At 52.7% G+C, this 25,396-nt stretch carries 20 protein-coding genes; 8 read left to right on the top strand and 12 right to left on the bottom strand.

Translation table 11 applies throughout. The annotated features are described in order from the left end of the window. Positions 1-1,293: an ABC transporter substrate-binding protein gene (locus A0G03_RS17035; protein ID WP_048261997.1), complete on the bottom strand. Its 1,293-nt coding sequence runs from the start codon at positions 1,291-1,293 to the stop codon at positions 1-3. A gap of 68 nt (positions 1,294-1,361) precedes the next feature. On the opposite strand from A0G03_RS17035, the gene A0G03_RS21890 reads away from it, so the two are divergent. From A0G03_RS21890 to queD, 3 genes are all read left to right on the top strand, one after another. Beyond that, a complete protein-coding gene (locus A0G03_RS21890) occupies positions 1,362-1,529 on the top strand; it encodes a hypothetical protein (protein WP_157860054.1) in 168 nt (55 codons plus the stop codon). A 310-nt stretch (positions 1,530-1,839) separates the two neighbouring features. Continuing rightward, positions 1,840-3,174 (top strand): glycoside hydrolase family 28 protein, encoded by a 1,335-nt coding sequence (locus tag A0G03_RS17040; RefSeq protein WP_048261999.1) that lies wholly within the window; start codon positions 1,840-1,842, stop codon positions 3,172-3,174. Between the two features lie 82 nt (positions 3,175-3,256). Continuing rightward, positions 3,257-3,619: a 6-carboxytetrahydropterin synthase QueD gene (queD, locus tag A0G03_RS17045; RefSeq protein WP_039293382.1), complete on the top strand. Its 363-nt coding sequence runs from the start codon at positions 3,257-3,259 to the stop codon at positions 3,617-3,619. 54 nt (positions 3,620-3,673) lie between these two features. Here the strand turns inward: queD and queE are convergent, their stop codons facing one another. Then, entirely contained in the window at positions 3,674-4,345 is a 672-nt protein-coding gene (queE, locus tag A0G03_RS17050) for a 7-carboxy-7-deazaguanine synthase QueE (RefSeq protein WP_039310190.1), read from the bottom strand. A 202-nt stretch (positions 4,346-4,547) separates the two neighbouring features. On the opposite strand from queE, the gene A0G03_RS17055 reads away from it, so the two are divergent. Beyond that, on the top strand, positions 4,548-5,531 hold the full coding sequence (locus tag A0G03_RS17055) for an MBL fold metallo-hydrolase (RefSeq protein WP_039293386.1): 984 nt from the start codon (positions 4,548-4,550) through the stop codon (positions 5,529-5,531). A gap of 15 nt (positions 5,532-5,546) precedes the next feature. Here the strand turns inward: A0G03_RS17055 and A0G03_RS17060 are convergent, their stop codons facing one another. Beyond that, positions 5,547-6,479 carry a LysR family transcriptional regulator gene (locus tag A0G03_RS17060; RefSeq protein WP_048262125.1) on the bottom strand — a complete coding sequence of 311 codons (933 nt, stop codon included), beginning with the start codon at positions 6,477-6,479 and terminating at the stop codon, positions 5,547-5,549. A 98-nt stretch (positions 6,480-6,577) separates the two neighbouring features. Here A0G03_RS17060 and A0G03_RS17065 point away from each other — a divergent pair, with 98 nt between their 5' ends. Continuing rightward, a complete protein-coding gene (locus A0G03_RS17065) occupies positions 6,578-7,567 on the top strand; it encodes an MBL fold metallo-hydrolase (RefSeq protein ID WP_080965261.1) in 990 nt (329 codons plus the stop codon). Between the two features lie 8 nt (positions 7,568-7,575). Beyond that, the gene (locus A0G03_RS17070) at positions 7,576-8,322 is read left to right on the top strand and encodes an SDR family oxidoreductase (RefSeq protein ID WP_048262001.1); all 747 of its coding nucleotides are present in this window, start codon (positions 7,576-7,578) and stop codon (positions 8,320-8,322) included. Between the two features lie 354 nt (positions 8,323-8,676). Here A0G03_RS17070 and bglB read toward each other — a convergent pair whose 3' ends face one another. From bglB to A0G03_RS17085, 3 genes are all read right to left on the bottom strand, one after another. Beyond that, positions 8,677-9,816 carry a beta-galactosidase BglB gene (gene bglB / locus A0G03_RS17075; RefSeq protein ID WP_011095062.1) on the bottom strand — a complete coding sequence of 380 codons (1,140 nt, stop codon included), beginning with the start codon at positions 9,814-9,816 and terminating at the stop codon, positions 8,677-8,679. A 43-nt stretch (positions 9,817-9,859) separates the two neighbouring features. Further along, positions 9,860-11,419 (bottom strand): MFS transporter, encoded by a 1,560-nt coding sequence (locus tag A0G03_RS17080; RefSeq protein WP_048262129.1) that lies wholly within the window; start codon positions 11,417-11,419, stop codon positions 9,860-9,862. A gap of 300 nt (positions 11,420-11,719) precedes the next feature. Continuing rightward, a complete protein-coding gene (locus tag A0G03_RS17085; protein ID WP_048262003.1) occupies positions 11,720-12,610 on the bottom strand; it encodes a LysR family transcriptional regulator in 891 nt (296 codons plus the stop codon). Between the two features lie 169 nt (positions 12,611-12,779). Here A0G03_RS17085 and A0G03_RS17090 point away from each other — a divergent pair, with 169 nt between their 5' ends. Further along, positions 12,780-14,198 carry a coniferyl aldehyde dehydrogenase gene (locus A0G03_RS17090; protein ID WP_048262005.1) on the top strand — a complete coding sequence of 473 codons (1,419 nt, stop codon included), beginning with the start codon at positions 12,780-12,782 and terminating at the stop codon, positions 14,196-14,198. Between the two features lie 47 nt (positions 14,199-14,245). Next, positions 14,246-14,923, top strand: a complete 678-nt coding sequence (locus tag A0G03_RS17095; RefSeq protein ID WP_048262131.1) for a type 1 glutamine amidotransferase domain-containing protein — start codon at positions 14,246-14,248, stop codon at positions 14,921-14,923. A gap of 90 nt (positions 14,924-15,013) precedes the next feature. Here the strand turns inward: A0G03_RS17095 and A0G03_RS17100 are convergent, their stop codons facing one another. The 6 genes from A0G03_RS17100 to relA all read right to left on the bottom strand — a co-directional run bounded on the left by A0G03_RS17100 (position 15,014) and on the right by relA (position 25,369). Further along, complete coding sequence (locus A0G03_RS17100) at positions 15,014-16,090, bottom strand: ABC transporter substrate-binding protein (protein WP_053075319.1); 1,077 nt, start codon at positions 16,088-16,090, stop codon at positions 15,014-15,016. Between the two features lie 5 nt (positions 16,091-16,095). Beyond that, positions 16,096-18,291: a TonB-dependent receptor gene (locus tag A0G03_RS17105; RefSeq protein ID WP_048262007.1), complete on the bottom strand. Its 2,196-nt coding sequence runs from the start codon at positions 18,289-18,291 to the stop codon at positions 16,096-16,098. A gap of 445 nt (positions 18,292-18,736) precedes the next feature. Next, the gene (gene eno / locus A0G03_RS17110) at positions 18,737-20,032 is read right to left on the bottom strand and encodes a phosphopyruvate hydratase (protein WP_048262009.1); all 1,296 of its coding nucleotides are present in this window, start codon (positions 20,030-20,032) and stop codon (positions 18,737-18,739) included. Positions 20,033-20,130: 98 nt separating this feature from the next. Continuing rightward, positions 20,131-21,768 carry a glutamine hydrolyzing CTP synthase gene (gene pyrG, locus A0G03_RS17115; RefSeq protein ID WP_048262011.1) on the bottom strand — a complete coding sequence of 546 codons (1,638 nt, stop codon included), beginning with the start codon at positions 21,766-21,768 and terminating at the stop codon, positions 20,131-20,133. Positions 21,769-21,994: 226 nt separating this feature from the next. Then, positions 21,995-22,807 (bottom strand): nucleoside triphosphate pyrophosphohydrolase, encoded by an 813-nt coding sequence (mazG, locus tag A0G03_RS17120; protein ID WP_048262014.1) that lies wholly within the window; start codon positions 22,805-22,807, stop codon positions 21,995-21,997. A 324-nt stretch (positions 22,808-23,131) separates the two neighbouring features. Further along, positions 23,132-25,369 (bottom strand): GTP diphosphokinase, encoded by a 2,238-nt coding sequence (relA, locus tag A0G03_RS17125; RefSeq protein ID WP_048262016.1) that lies wholly within the window; start codon positions 25,367-25,369, stop codon positions 23,132-23,134. Positions 25,370-25,396 lie beyond the last annotated feature (27 nt).

Below are 25,396 nucleotides of genomic sequence, written 5' to 3' on the forward strand. Positions count from 1 at the left end.
CTAGCGAATCACCCGTTTCAGAATGCGCTCCCCAGAATTGCTGAAGTTTTTCGCCGACTCTTCGACGCTCTTTTTACTATAATCGAGCTGCTCGATGGTTTGCAGGATCAGGCTGGCAAGCTGGGGATCTTCAAGATAAGAGGAAACGGGCGTTTGCATCGGTTTTTGCAGCGCCAGCGATAATCCGGCAACCGACAGATCGTTAGTGTCCAGCTTCTGCTTTTCTTCCAGCGTATGTCTGGCAATGCGGCTGAGCGGAATACCGCGCTCGGTCCCCATCAGCAGCGCCCCTTCAGGATCGTTCATCAGGAAATTCAACAATAGCGCCGCTTCTTTCGGGTGTTTGGTGTTTTTGCTGATGGCAAACAGCATCGACGGCTTGAAGAACTGCCCTGAATTCTCCGAACCTGGCGTCATGATATACGGTCCTAATTCAAGCTTACCGGGTGCTGCCAACGGATCGGCGTATTTCTTCACAACCGAAATCCACAGATGCGCCCCACCGTATTCGCCGTTAATCCAGGGGCGCGTTTCATACATGCCCACTTTGCCAAACGCGTTGTAATACTTTGAAGACGGCATTACATGTTCGTCGATCAAACGCTTGTAGAAGCGGAATGCCTCGATCCATTGCGCCTCACTGTAGTTAAAGCGTTTGTTCTTCTCATCGATCATGCCGATCTGATATTTCTGCGTCATGTAATAGTTGATCAATTCCAACACGCCTTCACCACTGTCCTGCGCAGGCGAAGCAATTGGGAAATAGTTATCACCCAGTTTTTCTTTAAATACCTTGCCCGCGTGGAACAGCTCATCCCAACTGGTGGGATACGGCAGCCCGGCTTTCTTCCAGGTTTCCGTGTTGTAGTACATCACCAACGCATTCAGCGAGGTGGAAATCGCGTTCACCTTACCGTCGATGGTTGCTGGCTTCAGCGCATCTTCGGGGAAATCCTGCAATTTCAGTGTATCGGTCAGCTTATTCAGGTCATAAAACCCAGTGCCAGTCTTGGAAAAAATCGGCAGCCAATTCCAGTTCACCTGGAGTACATCCGGCTCCTCACCGCTGGCAATTTGCGTCGTCAGACGAGATAAGTGCCCGTCCCAACCGGTATATTCAGGTTTTACACTGATATGCGGATAGTGTTTCTGAAAAGCTTCCAGCGCGCTCAACGTCGCCTGATGACGGCTGTTTCCTCCCCACCAGGAGAGGCGTAATTCCACTGGTTCAGCAGCCTGCGCGAGCGAACAGAGCGCAGAGAAGGCGATGACAATCAGTCCAAGTAATCTCATTTTTCCCCCAACGACATTATTATTGTGGTGTGTCTGGTGTGGCGTATAGATGAGAACAGGTAGGGTACATGGCTACATTTCTCGACCCTGACAAGATAGGCAGAACCTTTTTTATCGCGCCAGTCACCGCGGCGGGAAAACGCGTGATTTGCGGGACGGATGGAAGAAATGTTGATGACAGCGTCGCGTTGGCAGGCATTTCAACCACGCAGCATGAGTCCTATCTGACGCGGTAGGGAGGCGCCTCACATCATTAACCGACGCACCACACCAAAAAGAGATTTAATTCACAAATAAGAAACACAAAAACAACAAAATCACTCCACGTACCCGGCAAAAGAGAGAAAGCAGCCTAAAAGCGTGATGAAACACACACTGCATGAAGCACCGTGTCGCCCTCTTCGTTATGCCTTTCACATTCTCTTAAGCGGTATGCCCTGCGCTGTGAAGCCAGTTCCAAGCTCCGCAGATTTCATCGTGGCAGACCTGCCGAACACCCCAAAACATGCTGCAATGCGATCATGAAGGACAAAATTGGATCTCATCATGAAACACTCTATTCAGTCATACTCCCCCGCCGCTGATGGCGTCACACCGGATACCGCCATTTTTCAGCAAGCTATCGATCAGATTGCGGCGCAAGGCGGCGGCACGCTGACGGTGGAACCGGGACGTTATCTGTTAGGGGGATTACTGCTGCCTTCCAATTTTTGTCTGCAACTGGAGGCCGGAGCTGAACTCATCGTCAGCGGTGATTATGAACAGTTTGCGCAGGCTGCGACAATCAGCATGGCCGAACTGTCGCACCGTGCGTTTCTTTATGCCTATCAACAGCGCAATATCACGATCTGCGGTCAAGGTAAGATCATGGGGAATGCCGATGCGTATTTTTCTGCGGAGCCTGACGATCAAGGCTACCGTCTGCCAGCACAACATCGCCCACGTATTGTAGTCTTCGAGGATTGCGAACACGTTCGTTTGTGTGATTTTACGATTGAACACGCCCCAATGTGGACCGTGCATCTGGTCAGCTGTCGCCAGATCATCGTCGAACGTTTGACGATTGATAACGATCTGAGCATGGCGAATACCGATGCGTTGGATCTCGACAGCTGTCAGCAGGTGCAAATCAGTAACTGTTCATTGAGCGCTGCCGACGATGCGCTGTGCATCAAAACCACCCATAAGCCTCCCCATCTGCAACGTAAGGTGCAGCAGGTTGTCATCAGCAACTGTCTGCTGCGTTCCAAGAGCTGCGCGCTAAAAATCGGCACCGAAACCTTTGCCGATATCGAAGATATCTCCGTCAGCAACTGCGCTATTTACGATACCAACCGCGCAATCGGCCTGATCTCTCGTGATGGTGGCGCATTCCGACGCCTGCAATTCAGCAACATCACGTTCCAGTGCGTTGCCGCACATCCGTGCCACTGGGGCAAAGCCGATCCGATCTTTATCTCCGTGCGCTATCGCGATCCCGCCATCGAGCCGGGTCGGATCGAAGCGGTACAATTTTCTCAGATCGCTGGGATCAGCGAGGGGGCAATTAACCTGCACAGCACACCCGCAGGCTACATTCGCGATATCCACTTCCACGCGGTGCATCTCGAACAGCGGCAGAGCGATTCACCGGAACAGGGCATGTACGATGTGCGCCCACCCTGCAACCCAGAACGCCCAACAGGAATGGGGCTGGACAATGCATATCGGGTCGATCCGGTAACGGGCCGCGCCTTCGGCGTCGAGCATTATCCAGACGGCATGCCTGCACTCTTTGCCCGTGGCGTCCTGAACCTGACCACCAGCCACATGACGATCCACCGCCCCGATCCGCTGCCATCCGGCTGGCATCACGCCGCGATCGTGCAGTTGGAAGAATAAGCACTTTCGGGTAGTATGCGACGGCTTTTTGCATACTATGTTCTGGAAGCCCCTTTTTCAGAACGGAACCGGGAACATCGCTATGGTCACTACACTATTTAAAGATTTTCAGTTTGAAGCCGCACATCATTTGCCTCACGTGCCAGAAGGCCACAAATGCGGGAGACTGCATGGGCACTCTTTCATGGTGAGACTGGAAATTACCGGTGAAGTAGATCCGTATACCGGCTGGGTGATGGATTTCTCTGAACTGAAAGCCGCGTTCAAGGCGACATGGGAACGGTTGGATCATCACTATCTGAATGAGATCCCCGGTCTGGAAAACCCAACCAGCGAAGTGCTGGCACACTGGATCTGGCAACAGCTGAAGCCGACACTACCGCTGCTCAGCGCCGTGATGGTGAAAGAAACCTGCACCGCAGGCTGCGTCTATAAAGGCGAGTAACGAGGAAGTAGCGTGTAGTCTGGCGTGAGGATCCTTTTCTCACGCCTCCTGATATCAGGCGATATTCAGGTACTTATGCGTCTGCATGGAAAGCCGCCAATTGCGGGCAATACAGGTCGCGATGCACAGTTTGGTCGCGTCGTCTTTCTGACTGATCGGCTGTAACGCTACGATGCGCGGCTTATCATCATCAAGCCGCGCCAACAGTGCATCCAACGCTTCGATATCACGTTCACGCGCCACCGGGTGTTTGATTTCATCTGCCCGTTGCAGCGCCTGATCGAGCACCTTCATGCCACCACGCATGTTCACCTTTGGCGATACCGTCACCCAGGTTTTGGGCGAACAGCGCACGTCGTGCGTGCCGCTGGTTTCGATCTGGCAGCTGAAGCCCTGCTTTTCCAGCTGTAGCGTCAGCGGTGCCAAATCATGAATGCAGGGCTCGCCACCGGTGATCACAATGTGGCGTGCGGTGTAACCTTGCTGCGCCATCAGTGCCAGAATATCGTCCGCACTCGCCGCGCCCCAGGCGTCGCTTTCTTCTGTTTTTACCAGCACCTGATCCAATGAGGTTTCCCGCTCTGCCAGTTTGTCCCAGGTATGTTTGGTATCACACCAGCTACAGCCTACCGGGCACCCTTGCAGGCGCACAAACACCGCCGGAACACCGGTAAAATAGCCTTCACCCTGTAACGTCTGGAACATTTCATTAATCGGGTACTGCATGTTTTCACTGTCTCACTGACTTAAAAAACACATTATACCCTAAATCATTCGCGTTGCAGGGCAGCAGCCGCTCAGCAACCCATTTGTCGGCAGCACGCCAAGCCAAGGGACAGTTGAGTAATTCGACGAGTGCGTCAATAATCAATCTGTTGTTACGATTTCACCTGCTTTCATGTTTCATTATTAACAAGGACAAAAATAAATGAAGTTATTGAAACCATTAGCCTTATTACTCGCCTCTTGTGCATTTGTGCCTGCGTTTACGCAGGCACAGGATATCGCCCAGGTTAAAACGCAGCCAGGTTATTACCGCATGATGCTCGGACAGTTTGAAATCACCGCCCTGTCTGACGGCACCAACACCATGTCCATGGATAAACTGTTGCAGCGCACCCCGCCAGAAAAAATCACCGAACTGTTGGCAGAAAAATCGCTAACACCACAGGTGGAAACATCGATCAACGCCTATTTGGTCAATACCGGGAAACACCTGATTTTGATCGATACCGGCAACGGTAAACAAAGTAATCCTACGGTAGGGAAGGTGCTGCCAAATCTGATTGCGGCGGGTTACAAACCTGAACAGGTCGATACCGTATTGATGACCCACCTACACGGTGACCACTTTGGCGGTTTGGTGCAGGACAATAAGCTGAACTACCCGAATGCCACCGTGTATGTCAGTCAACCAGAAACCGACTTCTGGCTCAGCCCAGAAAATCTGAAGAATGCGCCAGAAGGTAGAAAGGCGGCGTTCCAACGCGTGCAGAACATCTTTGATGCCATTAAGAAAGATAACAAGCTGAAAACCTTCCCAGCCCCGCAGACGGTACTTCTGCCCGGAATCACCGCGATTCCAAGCCCAGGGCATACGCCGGGACACACCTCGTTTATGGTTGAAAGCGAGGGGAAAAAGTTGCTGGTATGGGGAGATATCGTTCATGCAGAAGCGGTGCAGATGAGCTTACCAGCCACCACCATCAGCTTTGACTCAAATATGGATCAAGCGACGGAGTCTCGTAATAAAGCACTGGCCGACGCCGCCAGTCAGGGTTATTGGGTCGCGGGTGCTCACCTGCCCTTCCCCGGTATCGGCCACGTAGGTACACGTCTGGAACGCAACGGCACCACCAACGGTTACCGCTGGCTTCCGGCGAATTACAGCATAGCTGGGCTGTCACAGTAATCCCCTCGCCGTCACTCAAGCAGGGGGCGAATCCGCCTCCTGCTCCACCACCACCTCCGCAATTTGCTCATACAACCACTTGATCGCCGGATTACTGTCCTGCCTTGCATGCCAGAGCGCCGAGAGCGTATACCTCGGTAAATCAAGCGGAACCGGGCTGTCGATCAGGCCGTAATGCTGACACCACAGCGTCGCCAGTTTTTCCGGTACGGTAGCGACTGACGGCGTTTGCTGCAATATTCCCGGCAGAGCGGAGAAATGCGGCGTGGTGTAATGAATCGTCCGCGTCATTCCCTGTTTTTCCAGCATGTCGTCCACGACACCACGTGCACGTTCACGGTAAGTCACCAGTAAATGGCGCTGCTGGCTGTATAGAGCCAAAGGAAGAGGACACAGCAACGTGAGCTGCTGCGGATGCCAAAGCGCTCGGAACCCTGACGATAGCAGCGCGCGCTGCTTCAACCAATTGGCCTGCGAGCTGGCGACGGAGATCACCAGATCGACGCTGTCATTTTCCAACCGATCCACATCCAAAAATGGATCGGTGGCAACAAGGTTGATGCGCAAATTAGGCGCCGTCGCGTTGAGCCGTTTCAGCAACAACGGCATCAGCCATATTTCTACCCAATCGGTCATTCCCAGCGTGATCACTCGTGAATCTGTCCGCGGATCAAATCTCTCGGGATCGCCCAAAACCGACTGCAACTGTTCAAAAGTAGGTGACAGTTGGGTCGCCAGATAATCCGCGCGCGCCGTTGGGCGCATCACCTGCCCCGTGCGGATAAACAGAGGATCGTCAAACAGTGTACGCAAACGCGCCAGCGCACCACTTACGGCGGGCTGCCCCAAATGCAGCTTATCCGCCGCAGCGGAGACGCTTTTTTCGCGATACAACACCAGAAATGTCACCAGCAGATTTAAATCCACGCCTCGAAAATCATTTTCCATGATAGTCAGTATCAAGTTAATCAATTTGAACAATAGTACCGTCAGCAGAATAATCATTCCAGTCCCTGACGAGCAGGGTCACCTTCCAGGAATGCATAATGAAAATGAATCTTCTGAAACAGACGTTATTACCCGTGGTTTTGCTGACGGGAACGCCCCTTATCGCCGAGGCAGAATCGGTGCCTCAACTGAGAACGCAGGCGCCGGGTTATTACCGGATGATGCTAGGCCAGTTTGAAATTACGGCCCTTTCTGACGGTACGGTCACTATCCCACTAGATAAACTGCTCACCCACATTCCCCACGAAGACATGCTGCACCTGCTGGCGCAAAAGAATCTTCAGCCGCAGGTCGAAACCTCAATTAACGCGTATCTCATTAATACAGGTAAACGGCTGATACTGGTAGACACTGGGGCCGGGCCACTGTTCGGCAAACAGGGGGGGAAATTACCCGACAACCTGCGCGCCGCTGGCTATCCACCGGAGAAGATTGATACCGTTTTGCTGACCCATATTCATGCCGATCATTCTGGCGGCGTCTCGCGTGACGGCAAGCTGGTTTTCCCTAACGCCACCGTTTACGTTAATCAGAAGGATGTAGATTTCTGGCTCAACCCGGCTAACAGCCACCATGTGCGGGATAGCGAAAAACACACATTCGGGCAGTCTGAGGATTCATTACAACCTGTCGTTGCCGCCAAACGGCTGAAAACCTTCTCCGACAAGCAGCCGCTTTTTCCGGGTATTACCGCCGTACCAGCACCGGGGCATACGCCAGGTCATAGTCTTTATCAGATCGAAAGTGACGGTCAAAAACTGACGCTATGGGGCGATACGATCCATGCCGAAGCGGTACAATTTCCTCGTCCGATGACCACGATCGATTTCGATCGCAATATGGATGAAGCCGCAGAAGCGCGTTTACAGATTCTGGCAGAGGCGGCGCAGAATAATGAATGGATTGGTGCGGCACACATTTCCTTTCCCGGTTTAGGTCAGGTCAAAGCCGTGTATGATTCAAGCGGTAAACCAAACGGCTATCGCTGGATCCCTGCGAATTACAGTATGGCGGGGCTAAAAAACTAAGGGGCAGAATGGAATTCATTACGTTAATTACTGGCGGTTCGCGCGGCATCGGTCGCGCAACCGCACGCTATCTGGCAGGAAAAGGCCACAAGATTTGTATCGGCTACCGCACCCAGCAGGATAGTGCGAATGGCGTCCTCGAAGAGATACGCGCGAGCGGCGGAACTGCCATCGCCGTTCAGGTCGATATCGCCGATGAAGAGCAGGTCATCGAACTCTTTAAGCAAACCGATAAAATGCTTGGGCGTCTGACAGGCCTAGTGAATAACGCCGCGATACTCAAACCTCAGGCCACTATTGAACAGCTTGATGCCACACGGCTTAACGATATTTTTGCCACCAATACCGTGGGTAGTTTTCTCTGTGCTCGGGAAGCGGTCAAGCGCATGGCATTTCGGCATGGTGGAAAAGGTGGAGCTATCGTCAACGTGTCATCCGCAGCCGCTCGGCTGGGTTCACCACACGAGTATATCGACTATGCGGCCTCAAAGGGCGCGCTCGATACCTTAACTATTGGTTTATCTCTGGAAGTCGCCGATCAGGGCATTCGGGTTAACGCCGTGCGGCCCGGTTTTATTTATACCGATATGCATGCAGACGGTGGAGAACCGGCAAGGGTCGATCGCGTCAAGCATTCGCTGCCCATGAAACGAGGCGGTCACCCGATGGAAGTCGCGCAGGCGATAGGCTGGTTGTTATCGGACGAGGCCTCTTACGTCACTGGGAATTTTATCGACTTGGCGGGCGGGAAATAATCCCCCCCTCTCATCCCTCCTCTTAATCACACTTGTTATGCAGGCGAAGAGAGAGTTTCGTGCGCCATACTGCCGCCATTCATATGTAACATATACACGCGCCCGACGCAGGGCGCTCAGTCGCCGCCGCCCTGCGAACCCAGGCTTCCGGCTAAATTATACCGCTGCGCGGTTCCATCGGTGCCCATGCCCGCTTTTCGAGCCGCCAGTGACGCGTTCCCGACGCGGCACTGGCTTTCGCGACGTCCTGTCGCTCACTCGGCGGTCAAGCGCACCGCTGCATAATTTTCACGCCGGATAACGGCCAAACCATAAAAATTCGCAGCATTTGCATATAAGAGTAACGATGACCTCTTACAAATAAACCCGCAGGTACTCCGCTAAACAGAGGATCGCCATCGCCTGACCGTAAGGCATGGAGGTCAGCGCTATGTTGCGGTAGAAATCCAGATCGGTACCCATCGCGGTGCCGAATGACACCTGCGTCAGTTCACCGTCCTTATTGACGTGATTAATCACGCCGCGAATCGCTTTCTCCGCAACCTCAGCGTAGCTTGGATCAACATAGCGCTTGCGCACCGCTTTCAAAATACCGTAGGCAAAACCGGCAGTTGCCGAGCTTTCAAGGTATGAGTTTGGATCGTCGATCAGCGTGTGCCACAGGCCGCTGTCATCCTGATATTTTGCCAATGCTTCAATCTGGCTTTCCAACACCTGCAACAGGAAACGGCGCGTTGCGTTGTGCTCCGGCAGATCCAACAGTTCGATAAATTCAGGAATGACAATGGTCAGCCAGCTATTACCACGCGCCCAGCGCGCTTTGGCGTAGTTGTGCTGCCCTTCAAATGTCCAACCATGGAACCACAGGCCGCTTTCACGATCCATCAGGTATTGCACGTGCAGCATGAACTGATATGTCGCTTCTTCTACAAATTCCGGCCGATTTAACAATTTGCCGATTTTCGCCAGCGGCAGCACGCTCATCATCAGCGTGTCGTCCCACAGTTGCTGATGGTTTTCGTTGTTATAAACAATGTGCTGCAAGCCCTGCTTGTCCGTGCGCGGCATTTCATACATCACCCACTCCGCCCAGCGCTCCAGATACGGCAGCCAGCGGGCATCGCCCGTTTCTTCATAGCGATAAGCCAGCGTCAGGAACGGGCACACGGTGTTCACGTTCTTCGTCGGTGTGCCTTCCGCCAGACGTTCAGTAAACCAGTCGTCAATGATGGCGCGCATCTGCTCGTCACCCGTCTGCTGATAATACTGATAAATCCCGTACAGCCCGATGCCGTGCGTCCACTCCCACCCTGCCCAGCCTTTGGTATCAATCACCCGACCATCGTCCAGCCGTAACAAGAACTCACCGGTTTTATCCTCAATATTCACCAGATTGTCGGTGATACGGCAAATCAGCGCCTTCAGATCCTCACGGGAGATGAAGCGTTCCGGCTGACATAAAAGCGGGCTATGTTTTACACTGAATACGGTCATAGTCATTCATCCAATTGAGTTATCAGTTAACAGTTCAATACAGTTACGGCTGTGTAGCGTGCGTTACCGGCTTGTCGCCGTTATGACGGTTCAGATAGCCAATATTGTTGTTGCCCCACAGAGATTCATACGGCATACCAGCCAGCATTTCGACCGTCGCCCGCGCCTGCGGCGTAATCCTCTCCGGCACAGGACGCCCGGCTTCACGCATTTTCAACGTCTCTTCCCGCAGCACGCTGTGCGTTTGCAGGTTGAGCTTAAAGCGTAGAGAAACCAGGAAGCCCAGCGCCAGCACGCACACAGTGCCGAAGCTTAAAATCATCAGAATCGTGTGGCTGACGCTCGGCGCTTGTACGCTCTGCCCGGATACAAAACCGGACAGCTGCAACACAATCCCCACCAGCATCACCGCACCGGCCTGAGAGGCTTTACGAGTCAGCGTCATAATCCCAGCGAAGATGCCTTCACGACGCTGCGCGGTGATCACTTCATCCACATCGGCGATGTAAGTGTAGGTGTTCCACGGTACGTAGTTGATCCCGCCGCGTCCGATACCCGCCAGCGCAGAGATCAGCAGCAACAGAGAGAAGGTGTCATGCAGGCCGCTGTACCACAGGACGGCGTAGGAGAGCGCACTCAGGCCAAACAGGCACACAACAAAACGATAAGAGGGGGCTGGCCCAAAGCGTATACACAGCGGAATCATGCCAATCACCGCAATAAATTGCAGAATCGCCATCGTTCCCATCAGGTTAGAGGCCATCGTCGGGCTTTGCATCAGCACAAAGACTACGTAGTAGGTAAACACGGCGTTGAACACATCCTGCGCGATATACCCGCCCAGATACATACCGAGATGCTGGCGGAAAATACGAATGCGCAGCGTAGAAACCAGTTCAACGTTCAGCCGTTTCAGGCTTTGGCTCAGCGTCAGGGACTGGCGCTCTTTTTCCGCCCGTAGCGACGCTTCCGACATCTGATCGCGTGGCCGCTCCCAGGTAAAGAAATAGACTAGCGTCAGCACCAGGGCGCAGATAATCGAGAACACCAGACTCGAATATAAGAAGGACACGGCATTGTCTTTACCGAAGTAGCCCAGCAGAATGCCCGGCAAGAAAGCAGCTAAAATCGCGGAAAGCTGCGCCAGCGCGATACGTGCGCCGGAGAACTTGGTTTTCTGTTTGAAATCGTCAGTCATTTCCGGCACCAGCGTTTCATACGGCACCAGCACCATCGTATAGACGATATCGAACAGCAGGTACGTCAGCAGATAGTACCAATAGCCCATATCCCCGACCCACATGAAGCTGTAGCTGAATACGCAGGGAATACCGAGCAGAATAAAGAACTTACGACGGCCGAAGCGCTTGCCCAGCCAGGTTGAGCCGAAGTTATCGGTCAGGAAGCCCATCAGCGGGCTGACGACAGCATCAAGCACGCGCGCCATCGCAAAAATAAAGGTTGCTTCAATCGGCGTTAAGCCGCAGAACGTGGTGTAAAAATAGAGTAACCAAGCGGCCGTCAGCGCGGTTGTACCCGCACCAAGAAAGTCCCCTGAACCGTAGGCTAAATAGTTAGCCAAACCGATCTTACGTGTTTTCATCGCCATCCTTCCCCGAGCATTTCTAGTTATGAGGGTGTCACGCTGTTACGTTAGCGCTCGGCGATCGTGAAAACCTTTGCGCTTTTGCCATCACGCCCCCTACGCTGGCAGCACAGGGAAGATTGGTGCGATCCGCGTCAAAGATTTTATAAAAAGCCATTTTAACTGAACAAAACTCGCAGTTCGTTTATCGCGATCACAGGATAGGAAGTGAGGAACAAGCAGGAAGAAAGGCGGAGCTGGCAGCAGGCTACGCCTCATTATGTCTTGAAAAACGGCATTTTTTTTATCGAGGCGAGATTATTCCGCGTGCTGTAAGCGCCACAGGAAAGTTTGTCGCGCATGGGCTAAACGTGGCTGGCGCAGCGCGCCCGGCACCCAGACCAGATAGTAATCAAGCTGTGTGGTGCCGACAGGCGGCGGGATAATGACAAGTTCCCCCGAATCCAACAGATCCTGACATAAATATATCGGCATCACCGTCCAGCCAAACCCGCTGGTCAGCACGCGACGCAGCGCACGCAGATCCTGGCTCACCACGGCGGGCACCAGTCCCTTATCCTGTATGCGGTTTTTCTTCAACCAGTGATCAATCAGAGGAAGTTCCAGGTCATACGCCAGCATCGGCTCCTGTGCCAGCGCCTGCGGCAGATCGTCTGCCCGTACCAACCGTTCGACAATCGCGGGCGCCGCCACGGCCTGTAGTGTCGCACTCTTTAACAGATCGCTTTTCAGCCGCTTATCCGTCACGGGATGCGCCGTTATGCCCAGATCGCAATGCCCTTCCAGCAGCATCTGTTTAATCAAGTCGCCGTCACCGGTATGCATATGCACCCGGACACCCGCCTCAAGCAGCGGAAACAGCTGTTCTGATACCACTTCAGCCATGAAATCCGCATGACCAATGATATGCAGCGTCCCCGCGACATCCATTGACCTCGCACGGGCGGAGGCTAACGCCGCTTCGGCTTCATCCAGTTTATCTCCGAGATCCGCCGCTAAGTCATCTGCTGCCGACGTTGGCATCACGCCGTTCGCCTGACGCTCAAAGAGACGACGCCCCACCGCGACCTCCAGCCCGGCAATGTGCTGCGACACCGCAGGCTGGGTCAGATTGAGCGCGCGCGCCGCCCCACTAATTGAGTGCTGTCGATAGACTTCCACAAACGTGCGTAGACGAAGGAGTGACATGAGATACCTATAGAGCCTGAGATATAAAATTATTTATACCCCTTTAATAATAATCTTGTTGGCGGACGGATCAACCCCTGCCGTATCCTTTATCCCATCTTGAGTGACCCGGAAACCCCGGCTAACTTTCTGTTTTCTCTGGTACTCGACGACTAAAAGGGGACAAAACATGTCGACACAACAATCCAAAAAGGATTTACAAGCCATCCTGAATACGATGAAGCGTGCTCACATTGCATCTGGCCCCGCCGATGCCGCGCTGCGTCAAGATCGCTTACAGCGCAGCATCAATCTGCTCCGTGAAAACCATGCGGCGCTCGCGCAGGCCATGAGTGATGATTTCGGCCATCGCAGCCTGTATCACTCGTTTGCTGCCGACATAGGCATCACGCTAAAAATGCTACAGAACGCCATCGATAACGTTGAACGCTGGATGCAGCCAGAACCGGTTGATGAACCCGCTCCCGGCATGCAGGCGTGGATTCAACATCAGCCTCTGGGTGTGATCGGCGTGATCAGCCCGTGGAACTTCCCAGTGAATCTGTCATTCGGCCCGCTGGCTGACATTTTTGCCGCGGGTAATACCGCAATTCTGAAACCGTCAGAACTCACGCCGCACACGTCTGAACTGCTGGCGGAATTGATTGCCCACTATTTTGACCCGCTGGAATTGGCCGTCGTGTTGGGCGATGCGGAAATCGGTCAGGCATTCAGCGAACTGCCGTTCGATCATTTGGTCTTCACCGGCAGCACCGCCGTGGGGAAACATGTGATGCGTGCGGCAGCAGAGAATCTGGTGCCGGTCACGCTGGAACTGGGTGGCAAATCACCGGTCGTCATTGATAGCAGTGCAGATATCACAGAAGCCGCTGAACGCACGCTGACGGTGAAAACTTTCAACGCGGGGCAAATCTGCCTGTCGCCGGACTATGTGTTGCTGCCCGAAGGTCAGGAGCAAGCCTTCCGCGATGCCGCAAAAGCCTTTATGCAGAAAAGCTTCCCGACACTACAGGCGAACCCGGATTACACGTCTATCATTGCTGATAGGCATTACGATCGCCTGATTCGTATTCTGAAAGAAGCTGAGCAACAAGGCGCGACCGTCGTCAGCCTGGCACCGGAAGGTGAAGCGCCCTACGATGCAAAAAGCCGCAAAATTGCACCGCATCTGGTGTTCGGCGTACGTGATGATATGGCGATCATGCAGGAAGAAATTTTCGGCCCGCTACTGCCCGTCAAAACGTATCAAACGGCAGAAGAACCGATTAACTACATCAATGCGCATCCACGTCCGCTGGCGGCTTATCTGTTCAGCAATGATGAAGCCATGCAGCAACGCTTCGCCGATAGAACAACGTCAGGCGCATTGGTTATCAATGATGTGATGACGCACGTCTCTATCGACACACTCCCGTTCGGCGGCGTTGGCGCATCCGGTATCGGCGCGTACCACGGCATCCACGGATTCCGCCGTTTCAGCCACGCCAAACCGATTGTCATACAAAGTGAAGATGGCGCATCTAACCTGATGCTGCGAGCGCCTTACCATGAGAAACAAGACGCGATTGTCGCCGTTCTCAAAGGTTAACAAGCCTCTATTCACCCGATCATCCTGCAACCATAGAGAGAAAAATGATGAAAATTTTAATGGTCCTGACTTCTCACGACAAACTGGGCAATACAGGTAATAAAACTGGCTTCTGGCTGGAAGAATTTGCGGCACCTTATTACACCTTTAAAGATGCGGGTGCCGAGATCGTTCTCGCCTCCCCTGCTGGCGGCCAGCCGCCTCTCGACCCGAAAAGCGATCTGGCTGATTTTCAAACTGAATTGACGCATCGTTTTAAAGCTGACCCTGCTGCGCAGCAGGAACTGGCGAATACGGTAAAACTGGATACCGTCATCGAACAGGATTTCGATGCGGTCTTCTATCCCGGCGGCCACGGTCCGCTTTGGGATCTGGCGGAATCGCCGATCTCTATCGCCCTCATCGAGGCCTTTGTACGCGCCAACAAACCAACCGGTTTTGTTTGTCACGCACCGGGCGTACTGATTCACGTGAAAGCAGAAAATGGCGATGCTCTGATTAAAGGCCGCAAAGTGACAGGCTTCACCAATGGTGAAGAAGAGGCGGTTCAGTTGACGGACGTGGTGCCTTTCCTGATTGAAGATGAATTCAAGAAACTCGGCGGTCTGTATGAAAAAGGCCCAGACTGGGCACCGTACCTTGTTGAAGACGGTAAGCTGATCACCGGTCAGAACCCAGCAAGCTCGGAAGTGGTCGCCAAAGCGATTCTCAAACAGCTGGCTTAATCCGCGCTATACCTCATTTTTCTGTGTCTAAAAACAGGGCCGCATCGCAATGCTGATGCGGCTCTGTCATCAAGTGAAGTCCCCTATATTTCAGGGGGGAGACAAAATTGAATCGACCTGCTGCGCGGTTAAATCGATGCCGTAGAAACGCTGATAAAAATCATGCGTCTCTTTTGCCATATCGATGTGCTGCATCTGCTGCGGATACAGCGTTTTTGCCAGCCAAAGAAATTGCAGCGCCTGCTCCGACGTTTCTCGACACCACCAGAACATGCCCAGCGGATTGGCATAAACACGCCCCTGTTTTACCGCCCGTAGCTGCTGCCACTGCGTATCCTGACGAATCGATTTCGCATCCGCAGCCCGCATCGTAATAATCACATCGGGATCGGCCTGAAAAATCTGCTCAAGCGATACGGGTGCGGTCGTCACCCCAGAACGGCTAAACCACGGCTCTGCCACGTTGATCGCGCCGCCCAGATCCATCCAGTCCTGATTCAGTGAAGGGCGTCCCGATGTCGTTAACGGATCGCCAACCGCGTGGTAGACCTTCACTCGCTGCTGTGACGGAATGTTCTGGATCACCTCCGTCACACGTCTGACGTTATCCTGATAATAGGCGGCAAAATCCTGCGCCCGACGCGATGCGTCTGGCCCCAGAACCTCACCAGTAATCAGCGTGCGTTCGACCATCGCCGCCAGCGAGTTATAGCGGAGCGGTACGATGGCAATCCCGGCCTTATTCAGCGCTTCGGCTTCAGCAACTGGCACACTGTCCGACACGAAAAAGACCTGAGCACGGCGCGCAATCAATGCTTCGGTATTAATTCCCATATTTCCGCTCTGGGAAACCAGCGAAGCCTGCGTAATGGACGGCACAAATTGGCGGAACAGCGGCATATCGCGCACCAGTTTCGTCGTCCCGACAATACGATCGCCATAACCCAGCATAGCCAGTATCGAGTTTTGCGCATTCCACGAGGTGGCAACCCGCTCAACCGTCGCAGGCACCGTCACAGTGCGATCGCCGTAATAGTGAATCACTCGCTGTACGGATTCAGACGTTTCCGCCTGAACCAGATGCACACCAGAGAAACTCACCGCCGATAGCACGAACACATTAAGCAGAAGCTTGTGATACCGCGTGGCAAGATAACGTTTCAGCATCACACTCACCAGTCAACCGTCAGAGAAGCGCGGATTTCACGCGGATCGCCGACAAACGCGTTGGCTCCACTATTAATGCCGTTAATGTCGCCGGGGAAAATAGAAGCCCAGTAGCGTTCATTGGTGACGTTATTGAGCGCAACACGAAACGCCGCAGGTTTATCGTACAGCTTAAAGCCGTAGCGCGTGCCCAGATCCAGCGTGAAGTAGCTACCCGCCCATGCCGTATTGGTATCATTGGCCGCGCGTTTACCGGTGTAGTGAAGATTCGCCATATAGACCAGATTGGGTGCTGACGGGTGGCTATATTCCGTCAGCAGATTGGCCTGAATCTTTGGCACCCCGACTACTCTCTTATCACGTGTTGCTGAATCTTTAGTGTCTTCTAATTTAGGATCCAGCAGCGTCATGCTGCCATAGAGATGCAAACCGGAAAGCACTTCACCATCCGCCATCAATTCCAGCCCCGTGTTAACCTGATTACCCTGCTCTTTGAACACGTTGTCTGATACATACGCAAAAGGCCGTTCCAGACGGAAAAGAGCCGCATTCAGGTTCATCCCATCCCACTGCGATTTCACCCCCGCTTCATACTGGGTACTACGATAAGGCTTGAGCGTTTGCCCTGCATTTATCACCAGATTGCCTGAATCCTTCGCAGGCGCAGTCCCCCCCTTCTCCAGCGAATCAGCGTAGGCGACATAGGTCATTACGTTAGGCAAGGGCTTATACATCAACGACACCGTCGGGCTGGTGCCAGTTTCACGCTCTACACTACCCTTTGCGCCAAAACTGCGTGAGGTGATCCAACTTTGACTCACTACCCCCATAGCCGACCAGCGATCGTTGAACGTGATGGTATCACCAACGGTGATGGCCTGCTGGCTGTCACGGCCGGATTTAGAGTAACCAGAACCGACATAAAAGCGCCCGTCACTAGGGTCGGTGTAAGTGCGTGGTGCATCAAACGCACTGGAACCTAACGGATAGGGTTTCTGATCCCCTGGAGAGGCATACCTCGTCCACTGATATCCCGTGGAGCTAAATACCACATCATGCGAAGGCCCGTTTGTATCAATGTGGCCGTTCAGTTGTAGCGTATTACTCAATACCTTAAAGCGTCCCGCAGAGTATGGCTGGGTCAGTTTAGATATAACCGTTCCGTCTTTTTGAATCGCGTGTCCTAACGAGCGCATACCGCGATCGGCGGTTTGATAACCCACCCCGCCCGAGGCATACCAGTTATTATTGAAATAGTGCTTAAGGCGCGTGCTCGCCGTTTTGGTAATGAGGTCAAGACCCGCAAAGCTCTGTCCGTATCCCTGCTTCGTCACATCCGGAGCACCGGGTAACTGGGTTGCATTGTCATAGGAAAAACTACCGGCATAGCCCATTTTTCTGAAGCGATACTCGCTGGCATTAACTTCCAACACCGTATCGGGGGACAGATTCCAGTCAAACGCCACGCTGGCTAATTGCCGCCTCAACGTGCTGTTGCTGATACTTCCTTCACCTTCATCGTGTAGCAGGTTGATTCGGTAACCGAACTGGTTTTCGTCACCCAGGTGGCCGCCTAGATCGGCATGCCCCATCGCGGCACCTTTACCGGAATAGCCTACGGTAAAGCGGTTCAACGTCTGCGCCGTCGGCCTTTTCTGCGTGAAGTTAAACTGTCCGGCTGGACTGGCAGGCCCATACAGTGCGCCAGTCAGGCTGTTAATCACATCCAACCGTTCCAGCATCTCAACCGGAAAGGCCGTGGTAGAAATAATGTTTAATCCATCCAACCGACTGTTCGCCAGCACGTCACCTTGCATACCACGGCTCTGCGGACGACCTACGTCAATGCCGCCGCGCGCCTGCATCTGGCTGGAGGCGTTATATTTCAGGAGATCGTTAACATTTTTTGCCTGCTGATTGTTAATCATGGCTTCCGTCACGGTCGTGGTCGAATACGGCGTATCCAGCCTTGCGCGTTTACCCAGCGGCCCGATCTCCACATCATCGGTCGTCATACCTGCACCAGCCAGATTCGCATTCGCCTCGCTGCGCTCCGCCTTGACGACCATGACGTCCGTCGCTTTTGCCTTTTCGCTGTCCTTGATCATTGCCGGTTCGGCGCTCAATACGGGTGGAACAACCACCATTAATACTGGTAATAACCACCGTGCTTTTTTTCTATTATTTTTTCGGGCTTTCATCCGCGATATCCCTGTTGGTCAATATTATGTCAATTATCGATATGTAATGTTTTATATATCGCCACGTACTATACAGACATGACAGGAAGAAAATAAGGAGAGCGATAGAGGAATTTATTTTATAAAACCTTGAATTTTAAAAATTAAAATATAAAAACAAGGTGTATAAAAGGTAATGCATTGTGGGTATGAAGCATTTCAAAACGAGGAGAATAGAGCGGTAAGAATGTGGCGTGACAACGGCCAGACAGGACCACGGATTCTCGCCATAAAAAACGTCAGGAACGTTTTTCAACGTTGCGTAGCAACGGTCCGAAGGGTGACGGACAAGGATTCCGCCATAAAAAAATCCAGAAACGCTTTCACGCTTCTGGATTTTTGTGGTTAATCACGTTGGTGTATATCAGGCCGTTTTCTTAGTGACCTGATGACACCAGAAACGCAATTACTGGCCTTTAACTTCTTTCAGACCGTGGAACGGTGCTGCATCACCCAGTGCTTCTTCGATACGAATCAGCTGGTTGTATTTAGCAACACGGTCAGAACGGCTCATAGAACCGGTTTTGATCTGGCCTGCTGCAGTACCGACAGCCAGGTCAGCGATGGTTGCATCTTCAGTTTCGCCTGAACGGTGAGAGATAACAGCCGTGTAGCCTGCATCTTTCGCCATTTTAATTGCAGCCAGCGTTTCGGTCAGAGAACCGATCTGGTTGAATTTGATCAGGATAGAGTTAGCGATGCCTTTATCGATACCTTCTTTCAGGATCTTGGTGTTGGTTACGAACAGATCGTCACCAACCAGCTGGATTTTGTCGCCCAGAACTTTAGTCTGGTAAGCGAAGCCAGCCCAATCAGATTCGTCCAGACCGTCTTCGATAGACACGATCGGGTACTGTTTGGTCAGATCTTCCAGGAAGTGAGTGAATTCTTCAGAGGTGAACGCTTTGTTGCCTTCGCCAGCCAGAACGTATTTACCGTCTTTGTAGAATTCAGACGCTGCGCAGTCCATCGCCAGAGTGATGTCTTTGCCCAGCTCGTAGCCTGCTACTTTTACCGCTTCTGCGATAACGGCCAGTGCTTCGGCGTTGGAACCCAGGTTTGGCGCATAGCCACCTTCGTCACCAACAGCAGTACCCATACCTTTGGATTTCAGAACTTTAGCCAGGGTGTGGAACACTTCAGAACCCATACGGATGGCTTCTTTCAGCGTTTTCGCGCCAACAGGCTGAATCATGAACTCTTGGATATCAACGTTGTTATCCGCGTGCTCGCCGCCGTTGATGATGTTCATCATTGGCAGTGGCATAGAATATTTACCTGGGGTGCCGTTCAGCTCAGCGATGTGAGCATACAGTGGCAGGCCTTTTGACGCTGCTGCTGCTTTAGCGGCAGCCAGAGATACGGCCAGAATAGCGTTAGCACCGAACTGAGATTTGTTTTCAGTGCCATCCAGGTCGATCATGATCTTATCGATGTTCGCCTGATCTTTCGCGTCTTTACCCAGTACAGCCTGAGCAATCGGGCCGTTAACGGCAGCAACAGCTTTCGTTACGCCTTTGCCCAGGAAACGGGATTTGTCACCGTCACGCAGTTCCAGCGCTTCGCGAGAGCCAGTAGAAGCTCCTGATGGCGCAGCAGCCAGACCTACAAAACCACCTTCCAGATGAACTTCAGCTTCAACAGTTGGGTTTCCGCGTGAGTCGATGATTTCACGGCCGATGACTTTAACAATTTTGGACATTAGATTTTCCTCAGTACAAGTTAAACTAAAACTTTAGATAGAACTAAAACCCTAGACGAACAACGCGCGATAGCGATCGCGCGTTGCTGATATAACTCTTACTTCACCTGACGCTTCTGATACGCGCCAGCGGCTTTGACAAAGCCGGCAAACAAGGGGTGTCCATCTCGCGGCGTTGATGTGAATTCCGGGTGGAATTGACAGGCAACGAACCAAGGATGATCGGGTAACTCGACAATCTCCACCAGTTTGCGATCGGCGGAAAGACCAGCAACCCGTAATCCCGCCGCTTCAATCTGTTTCAACAGCATGTTGTTAACTTCATAACGATGACGGTGACGTTCGATAATCGTCTGCTCACCGTACATCTGACGCACCAGACTGCCTTCGGTCAGGTGGCATTGCTGCCCGCCAACGCGCATGGTACCGCCCAGATCGCTTGCTTCATCACGAACTTCAACATTGCCGTTCTCATCACGCCATTCTGTGATCAGCGCAACCACCGGGTACTTACAGTCTGGCACAAACTCCGTTGAGTTTGCCCCTTCCATCCCGACAACGTTACGGGCAAATTCCATTAATGCGACCTGCATCCCCAGGCAAATGCCCAGATAAGGGATATTGTTCTCACGGGCGTAGTTCGCCGACATGATTTTCCCTTCGACGCCACGATAGCCAAAACCGCCTGGAATCAGAATAGCGTCCAAATCTTTCAATACTTCGACACCACGAGTTTCAACATCCTGTGAGTCGATCAGCTTAATATTTACCGTCAGGCGGTTCTTCAACCCACCGTGCTTAAGCGCTTCAATAACGGATTTGTAGGCATCCGGCAGCGCAACATATTTGCCGATTAGGCCGATTGTCACTTCGCCGCCCGGATTGGCTTCTTCGTACACAACCTGTTCCCATTCTGACAGGTTTGCTTCAGGGCAGTCCAAGCTGAATCGTTTACAAATATAATCGTCCAACCCCTGCGATTTCAATAGCGCCGGGATTTTATAAATCGAATCAATGTCTTTAAGGGATATTACTGCTTTTTCCGGCACATTACAGAATAAAGCAATTTTTGCACGCTCATTGGCAGGCACAGTGCGATCGGAACGACAAATCAGCACGTCAGGCTGAATACCGATAGAAAGCAGTTCTTTAACGGAGTGTTGCGTCGGCTTGGTTTTCACTTCGCCCGCTGCCGCCAGATAAGGTACCAGCGTCAGGTGCATAAACAGCGTGTGCTCGCGGCCCACTTGTACCGCCATCTGCCGAATCGCTTCAAGGAACGGCAAAGATTCGATATCACCGACGGTACCGCCGATTTCGACCAGAACAACATCGTGGCCTTCGCCACCTTCAATGATGCGCTCTTTAATCGCGTTGGTGATATGTGGGATCACCTGAATGGTCGCGCCCAGATAGTCGCCACGGCGCTCTTTGCGCAGGACATCAGAGTAGATACGGCCAGTGGTGAAGTTGTTGCGGCGAGACATTTTGGTGCGGATGAAACGCTCGTAGTGACCCAAGTCCAGATCGGTTTCGGCGCCGTCTTCGGTGACAAACACTTCACCGTGCTGCGTCGGGCTCATCGTGCCCGGATCCACGTTGATATACGGGTCCAGTTTCATGATGGTAACGTTGAGGCCACGGGCTTCAAGAATAGCCGCCAGAGAGGCTGCGGCAATGCCTTTACCCAGAGAGGAAACGACCCCGCCGGTCACAAAAATATAATTAGTTGTCATGCTGAACCTGAGAGTTTAGGTTTAAAGACGATGGAGGTACCAAGACGGGAAAGTAGTATACCTGAACCTGATGAGCGCCACAAATGTTCGTTTTACACAATGTGGCGATTCCAACACACGTGAAGATGAGGTAAAACCGCGTTTACCACCACCTTCAATTACCTTTAAAAACAATGAAATAAAATCATTAAAACAGACAAAAAACCGGCTTATAGTTAGAAACTGATTAATGGCTTATTTCTTGTTTTTTTACCTGCTGCCACGCGGCTTCCATTTCGTCCAACGTTGCCTGTTCCAGCGTTTTCCCCGATGCCGTAACGATTTGTTCTACCTCACGAAAACGGCGAGTGAACTTACGATTAGCCGCTTGTAACGCGCTCTCTGCCTTGTGCCCTAGGTGACGAGAGAGATTGACTGTAGCGAACAATAAATCACCAATCTCTTCACCTAATTTTTCTTCATCGACAACGGCTTGCCGCGCCTCAAACATTACCTCATCGATCTCTTCATACACTTTGTCGAGCACCGGGCCCAGGCTGTCCCAATCGAAGCCAACAGACGAACAACGCTGCTGAATTTTTTGCGCTTTCATCAAGGCAGGCAGCGCATCAGGAATGTCATCCAACGGCGAGTGACGGTCTTTTTCCGCACGTTCCTGCGCTTTTGTCTGCTCCCAGTTTGCCAGTACCGCATCGCTGTCCGTCAGCGTCAGTTCGCCGAAAATATGCGGATGACGGCGTTCCAGCTTGTCGCTGATGGCGTTACACACGTCCGAGAAATCGAACAATCCCTTTTCCTGTGCCATTTGTGCGTAAAACACCACCTGAAACAGCAAATCCCCCAACTCACCGCGTAAGTCGTCAAAATCCTTACGGCTAATGGCATCCAGCACTTCGTAGGTTTCTTCCAGCGTATAAGGCGCGATGGTGTCAAAAGTTTGCTTCTTGTCCCACGGACAACCATTTTCGGGATCGCGGAGGGTTTTCATGATGGCGAGCAAGCGCTCGACGGAGGATAAGTTCGTCAAAGATACAGTCATAATATTCCTGAAAATCAAAAATTATTTTTACGAAGAGTGCAGACAAGCTGGAGAGGTTTCGTGCGCGATATATTCGAATCTCATTTCAGCAACAGCTGACGCGCCCGACACGAGGCGTCCAATCGACGCCGCCCCGTGACCCCAGTCTTTTGCGCGGGAATTACGCCGCTTCGCGGTGCCTTCGGAAACACAGTCTTCTGGCGGACCGTCGCTGACGCGTTCCCTACGCGGCAGCGACTTTCGTGGCATCCATGCCACTCATCCTAGATGACTGTGTTTCCTCAGCGTAATTTTTACGCTTGAGGCAAAACACAAAACCATTATTTACGCCCCCTGCTGGCGCCGCGCATCAATCACATCCGGCAGTTGGTTGAGCTTCGCCAGAATGCGGCCCAACACTTGCAGGTTGTAGATTTCGATATCCATATCAATCGTTGCCAGTTGCTGCTTAGTGTCGCTACGGCTGGCGACGCCCAGTACATTGACCTTCTCATTCGCCAGAATCGTGGTGATATCTCGCAGCAGGCCGCTACGATCGTTGGCAATTACCCTTACCACCAGCGAGTAGCCGCTGGAGTAGCTTTCACCCCATACCGCGTCCACAATGCGCTCCGGCGAACTGGCACGCAGTTCGTCCAACTGTTCACAGTCAGCGCGGTGAATCGAAATTCCCCGTCCGCGCGTGATAAACCCGGTGATCTCATCACCCGGAATCGGCTGGCAGCAGCGGGCAATGTGATGCATCAGATTGCCAACGCCTTCAACCACCACGCGGCCGTTGTCTTTGTTATTACTGCGCGCTGGCGGCTGATGCGTTTTTTGCGTCAGTTGGCGTAGCGCTTCACGATCCAGCTCTTCCGCGCTCGGCTGTTTTAACTGCGATTGCAGGAAATTCACCATCTGGTTCAGACGAACATCACCGCCGCCAATCGCAGCCAGTAATTCATCCAGCGAATTCACGTTGTAGCGCGGCAGCAGCAGTTTTTCCGCCGCTTTCAGGCTGACGCCCAAATGAGCCAGTTCATCATCCAGAATCTGTCGACCTGCCAGAATGTTCTTGTCGCGATCTTGCTTACGGAACCAGTTCTGGATCTTGGAGCGTCCGCGGCTGGTGGTGATATACCCCAGATTTGGATTCAGCCAGTCACGGCTTGGGTTCGGCTGCTTCTGGGTGATAATTTCAATCTGATCGCCCATGTGCAACTGGTAGGTAAACGGCACAATACGTCCGCCGATTTTCGCCCCGATGCAACGGTGCCCAATATCGCTGTGGATGTGATAAGCAAAATCCAACGGCGTGGAACCCGCAGGAAGATCCACCACGTCGCCTTTCGGCGTAAAGACATAGACACGATCGTCAAACACCTGGCTGCGAACTTCGTCCAGCACGTCATTCGAATCCGCCACTTCTTCCTGCCAGGCAAGCAGTTTACGCAGCCAGGCAATACGTCCTTCGTAACCGGAGCGCCCGCCGACTGCGGTGCCTTCTTTGTATTTCCAGTGTGCCGCCACGCCCAGTTCAGCATCTTCATGCATCTGGCGCGTACGAATCTGAATTTCGAGCGTCTTTCCACCCGGCCCTAACACCACGGTGTGGATGGACTGATAGCCGTTCGGTTTGGGGTTAGCAACGTAGTCGTCAAACTCATCTGGCAGATGGCGATAGTGCGTATGCACGATCCCAAGCGCCCCGTAGCAGTCCTGCAAACGCTCAACGACGATGCGAACTGCACGCACATCGAACAGTTCATCGAACGACAGCGCTTTCTTCTGCATCTTGCGCCAGATGCTGTAGATATGCTTGGGACGGCCGTAGATTTCTGCCTGCACGCCCTCTTCTTTCATCGCATCGCGCAGCGTTTTAACAAAATCCTCAATGTACTGCGCACGATCGATACGACGCTCGTGTAGCAGCTTGGCGATTTTTTTATATTCATCAGGGTGCAGGTAGCGGAAGCAGAAATCCTCCAGCTCCCATTTCAGTTGGCCGATACCCAAGCGGTTCGCCAGCGGTGCGTAGATATTGGTACACTCTTTGGCCGCCAATACCCGTTCTTCTTCTGGGGCATCCTTCACTTCACGCAGGTGTGCGATCCGCTCGGCGAGCTTGATGACCACGCAGCGGAAATCTTCCACCATCGCCAGCAGCATGCGGCGGATGTTATCAACCTGCTCAGACGCGCCCGAGTCATTCTGCGTCGCTTTGAGCTGGCGAATTGCATCCATATCGCGCACGCCATGCACCAAATCAACGATGTTTTTCCCAAACGCGGCTTCCAGCGTCGGTTCATCGACCACGTTCGCATCGGCTAGCGGAAAGAGCAGCGCCGCGCGCATACTGTCATTGTCCATGCTGAGCGTGGACAGGATTTCCACCATTTCGATGCCACGCCACAGCAGTAGCGGCGCATCAGCGTGATCTTGCGTTTGCTGCTCACAGTAACGCCAGGTTTCGGCTAAACGTTCACACGATTGCTGACTGGCAATGCCCAGTGAAGCAATCCACGCGTCAGGGACAAATTCACCTGCCGTATTCAAATGCGCACTTCTTACCGCAACCATAATTTCTCCCTACGTTACCCTTCACCT

Origin of the sequence: Pectobacterium peruviense, assembly GCF_002847345.1 — a bacterium.
Classification (GTDB): Bacteria; Pseudomonadota; Gammaproteobacteria; order Enterobacterales; family Enterobacteriaceae; genus Pectobacterium; species Pectobacterium peruviense.

Coding starts and splice junctions, on each gene's coding strand:
- A0G03_RS17035 (WP_048261997.1), bottom strand. CDS start 1,293: ATGAGATTACTTGGACTGATTGTCATCGCCTTCTCTGCGCTCTGTTCG.
- A0G03_RS21890 (WP_157860054.1), top strand. CDS start 1,362: ATGGCTACATTTCTCGACCCTGACAAGATAGGCAGAACCTTTTTTATC.
- A0G03_RS17040 (WP_048261999.1), top strand. CDS start 1,840: ATGAAACACTCTATTCAGTCATACTCCCCCGCCGCTGATGGCGTCACA.
- queD (WP_039293382.1), top strand. CDS start 3,257: ATGGTCACTACACTATTTAAAGATTTTCAGTTTGAAGCCGCACATCAT.
- queE (WP_039310190.1), bottom strand. CDS start 4,345: ATGCAGTACCCGATTAATGAAATGTTCCAGACGTTACAGGGTGAAGGC.
- A0G03_RS17055 (WP_039293386.1), top strand. CDS start 4,548: ATGAAGTTATTGAAACCATTAGCCTTATTACTCGCCTCTTGTGCATTT.
- A0G03_RS17060 (WP_048262125.1), bottom strand. CDS start 6,479: ATGGAAAATGATTTTCGAGGCGTGGATTTAAATCTGCTGGTGACATTT.
- A0G03_RS17065 (WP_080965261.1), top strand. CDS start 6,578: ATGAAAATGAATCTTCTGAAACAGACGTTATTACCCGTGGTTTTGCTG.
- A0G03_RS17070 (WP_048262001.1), top strand. CDS start 7,576: ATGGAATTCATTACGTTAATTACTGGCGGTTCGCGCGGCATCGGTCGC.
- bglB (WP_011095062.1), bottom strand. CDS start 9,816: ATGACCGTATTCAGTGTAAAACATAGCCCGCTTTTATGTCAGCCGGAA.
- A0G03_RS17080 (WP_048262129.1), bottom strand. CDS start 11,419: ATGAAAACACGTAAGATCGGTTTGGCTAACTATTTAGCCTACGGTTCA.
- A0G03_RS17085 (WP_048262003.1), bottom strand. CDS start 12,610: ATGTCACTCCTTCGTCTACGCACGTTTGTGGAAGTCTATCGACAGCAC.
- A0G03_RS17090 (WP_048262005.1), top strand. CDS start 12,780: ATGTCGACACAACAATCCAAAAAGGATTTACAAGCCATCCTGAATACG.
- A0G03_RS17095 (WP_048262131.1), top strand. CDS start 14,246: ATGAAAATTTTAATGGTCCTGACTTCTCACGACAAACTGGGCAATACA.
- A0G03_RS17100 (WP_053075319.1), bottom strand. CDS start 16,090: ATGCTGAAACGTTATCTTGCCACGCGGTATCACAAGCTTCTGCTTAAT.
- A0G03_RS17105 (WP_048262007.1), bottom strand. CDS start 18,291: ATGAAAGCCCGAAAAAATAATAGAAAAAAAGCACGGTGGTTATTACCA.
- eno (WP_048262009.1), bottom strand. CDS start 20,032: ATGTCCAAAATTGTTAAAGTCATCGGCCGTGAAATCATCGACTCACGC.
- pyrG (WP_048262011.1), bottom strand. CDS start 21,768: ATGACAACTAATTATATTTTTGTGACCGGCGGGGTCGTTTCCTCTCTG.
- mazG (WP_048262014.1), bottom strand. CDS start 22,807: ATGACTGTATCTTTGACGAACTTATCCTCCGTCGAGCGCTTGCTCGCC.
- relA (WP_048262016.1), bottom strand. CDS start 25,369: ATGGTTGCGGTAAGAAGTGCGCATTTGAATACGGCAGGTGAATTTGTC.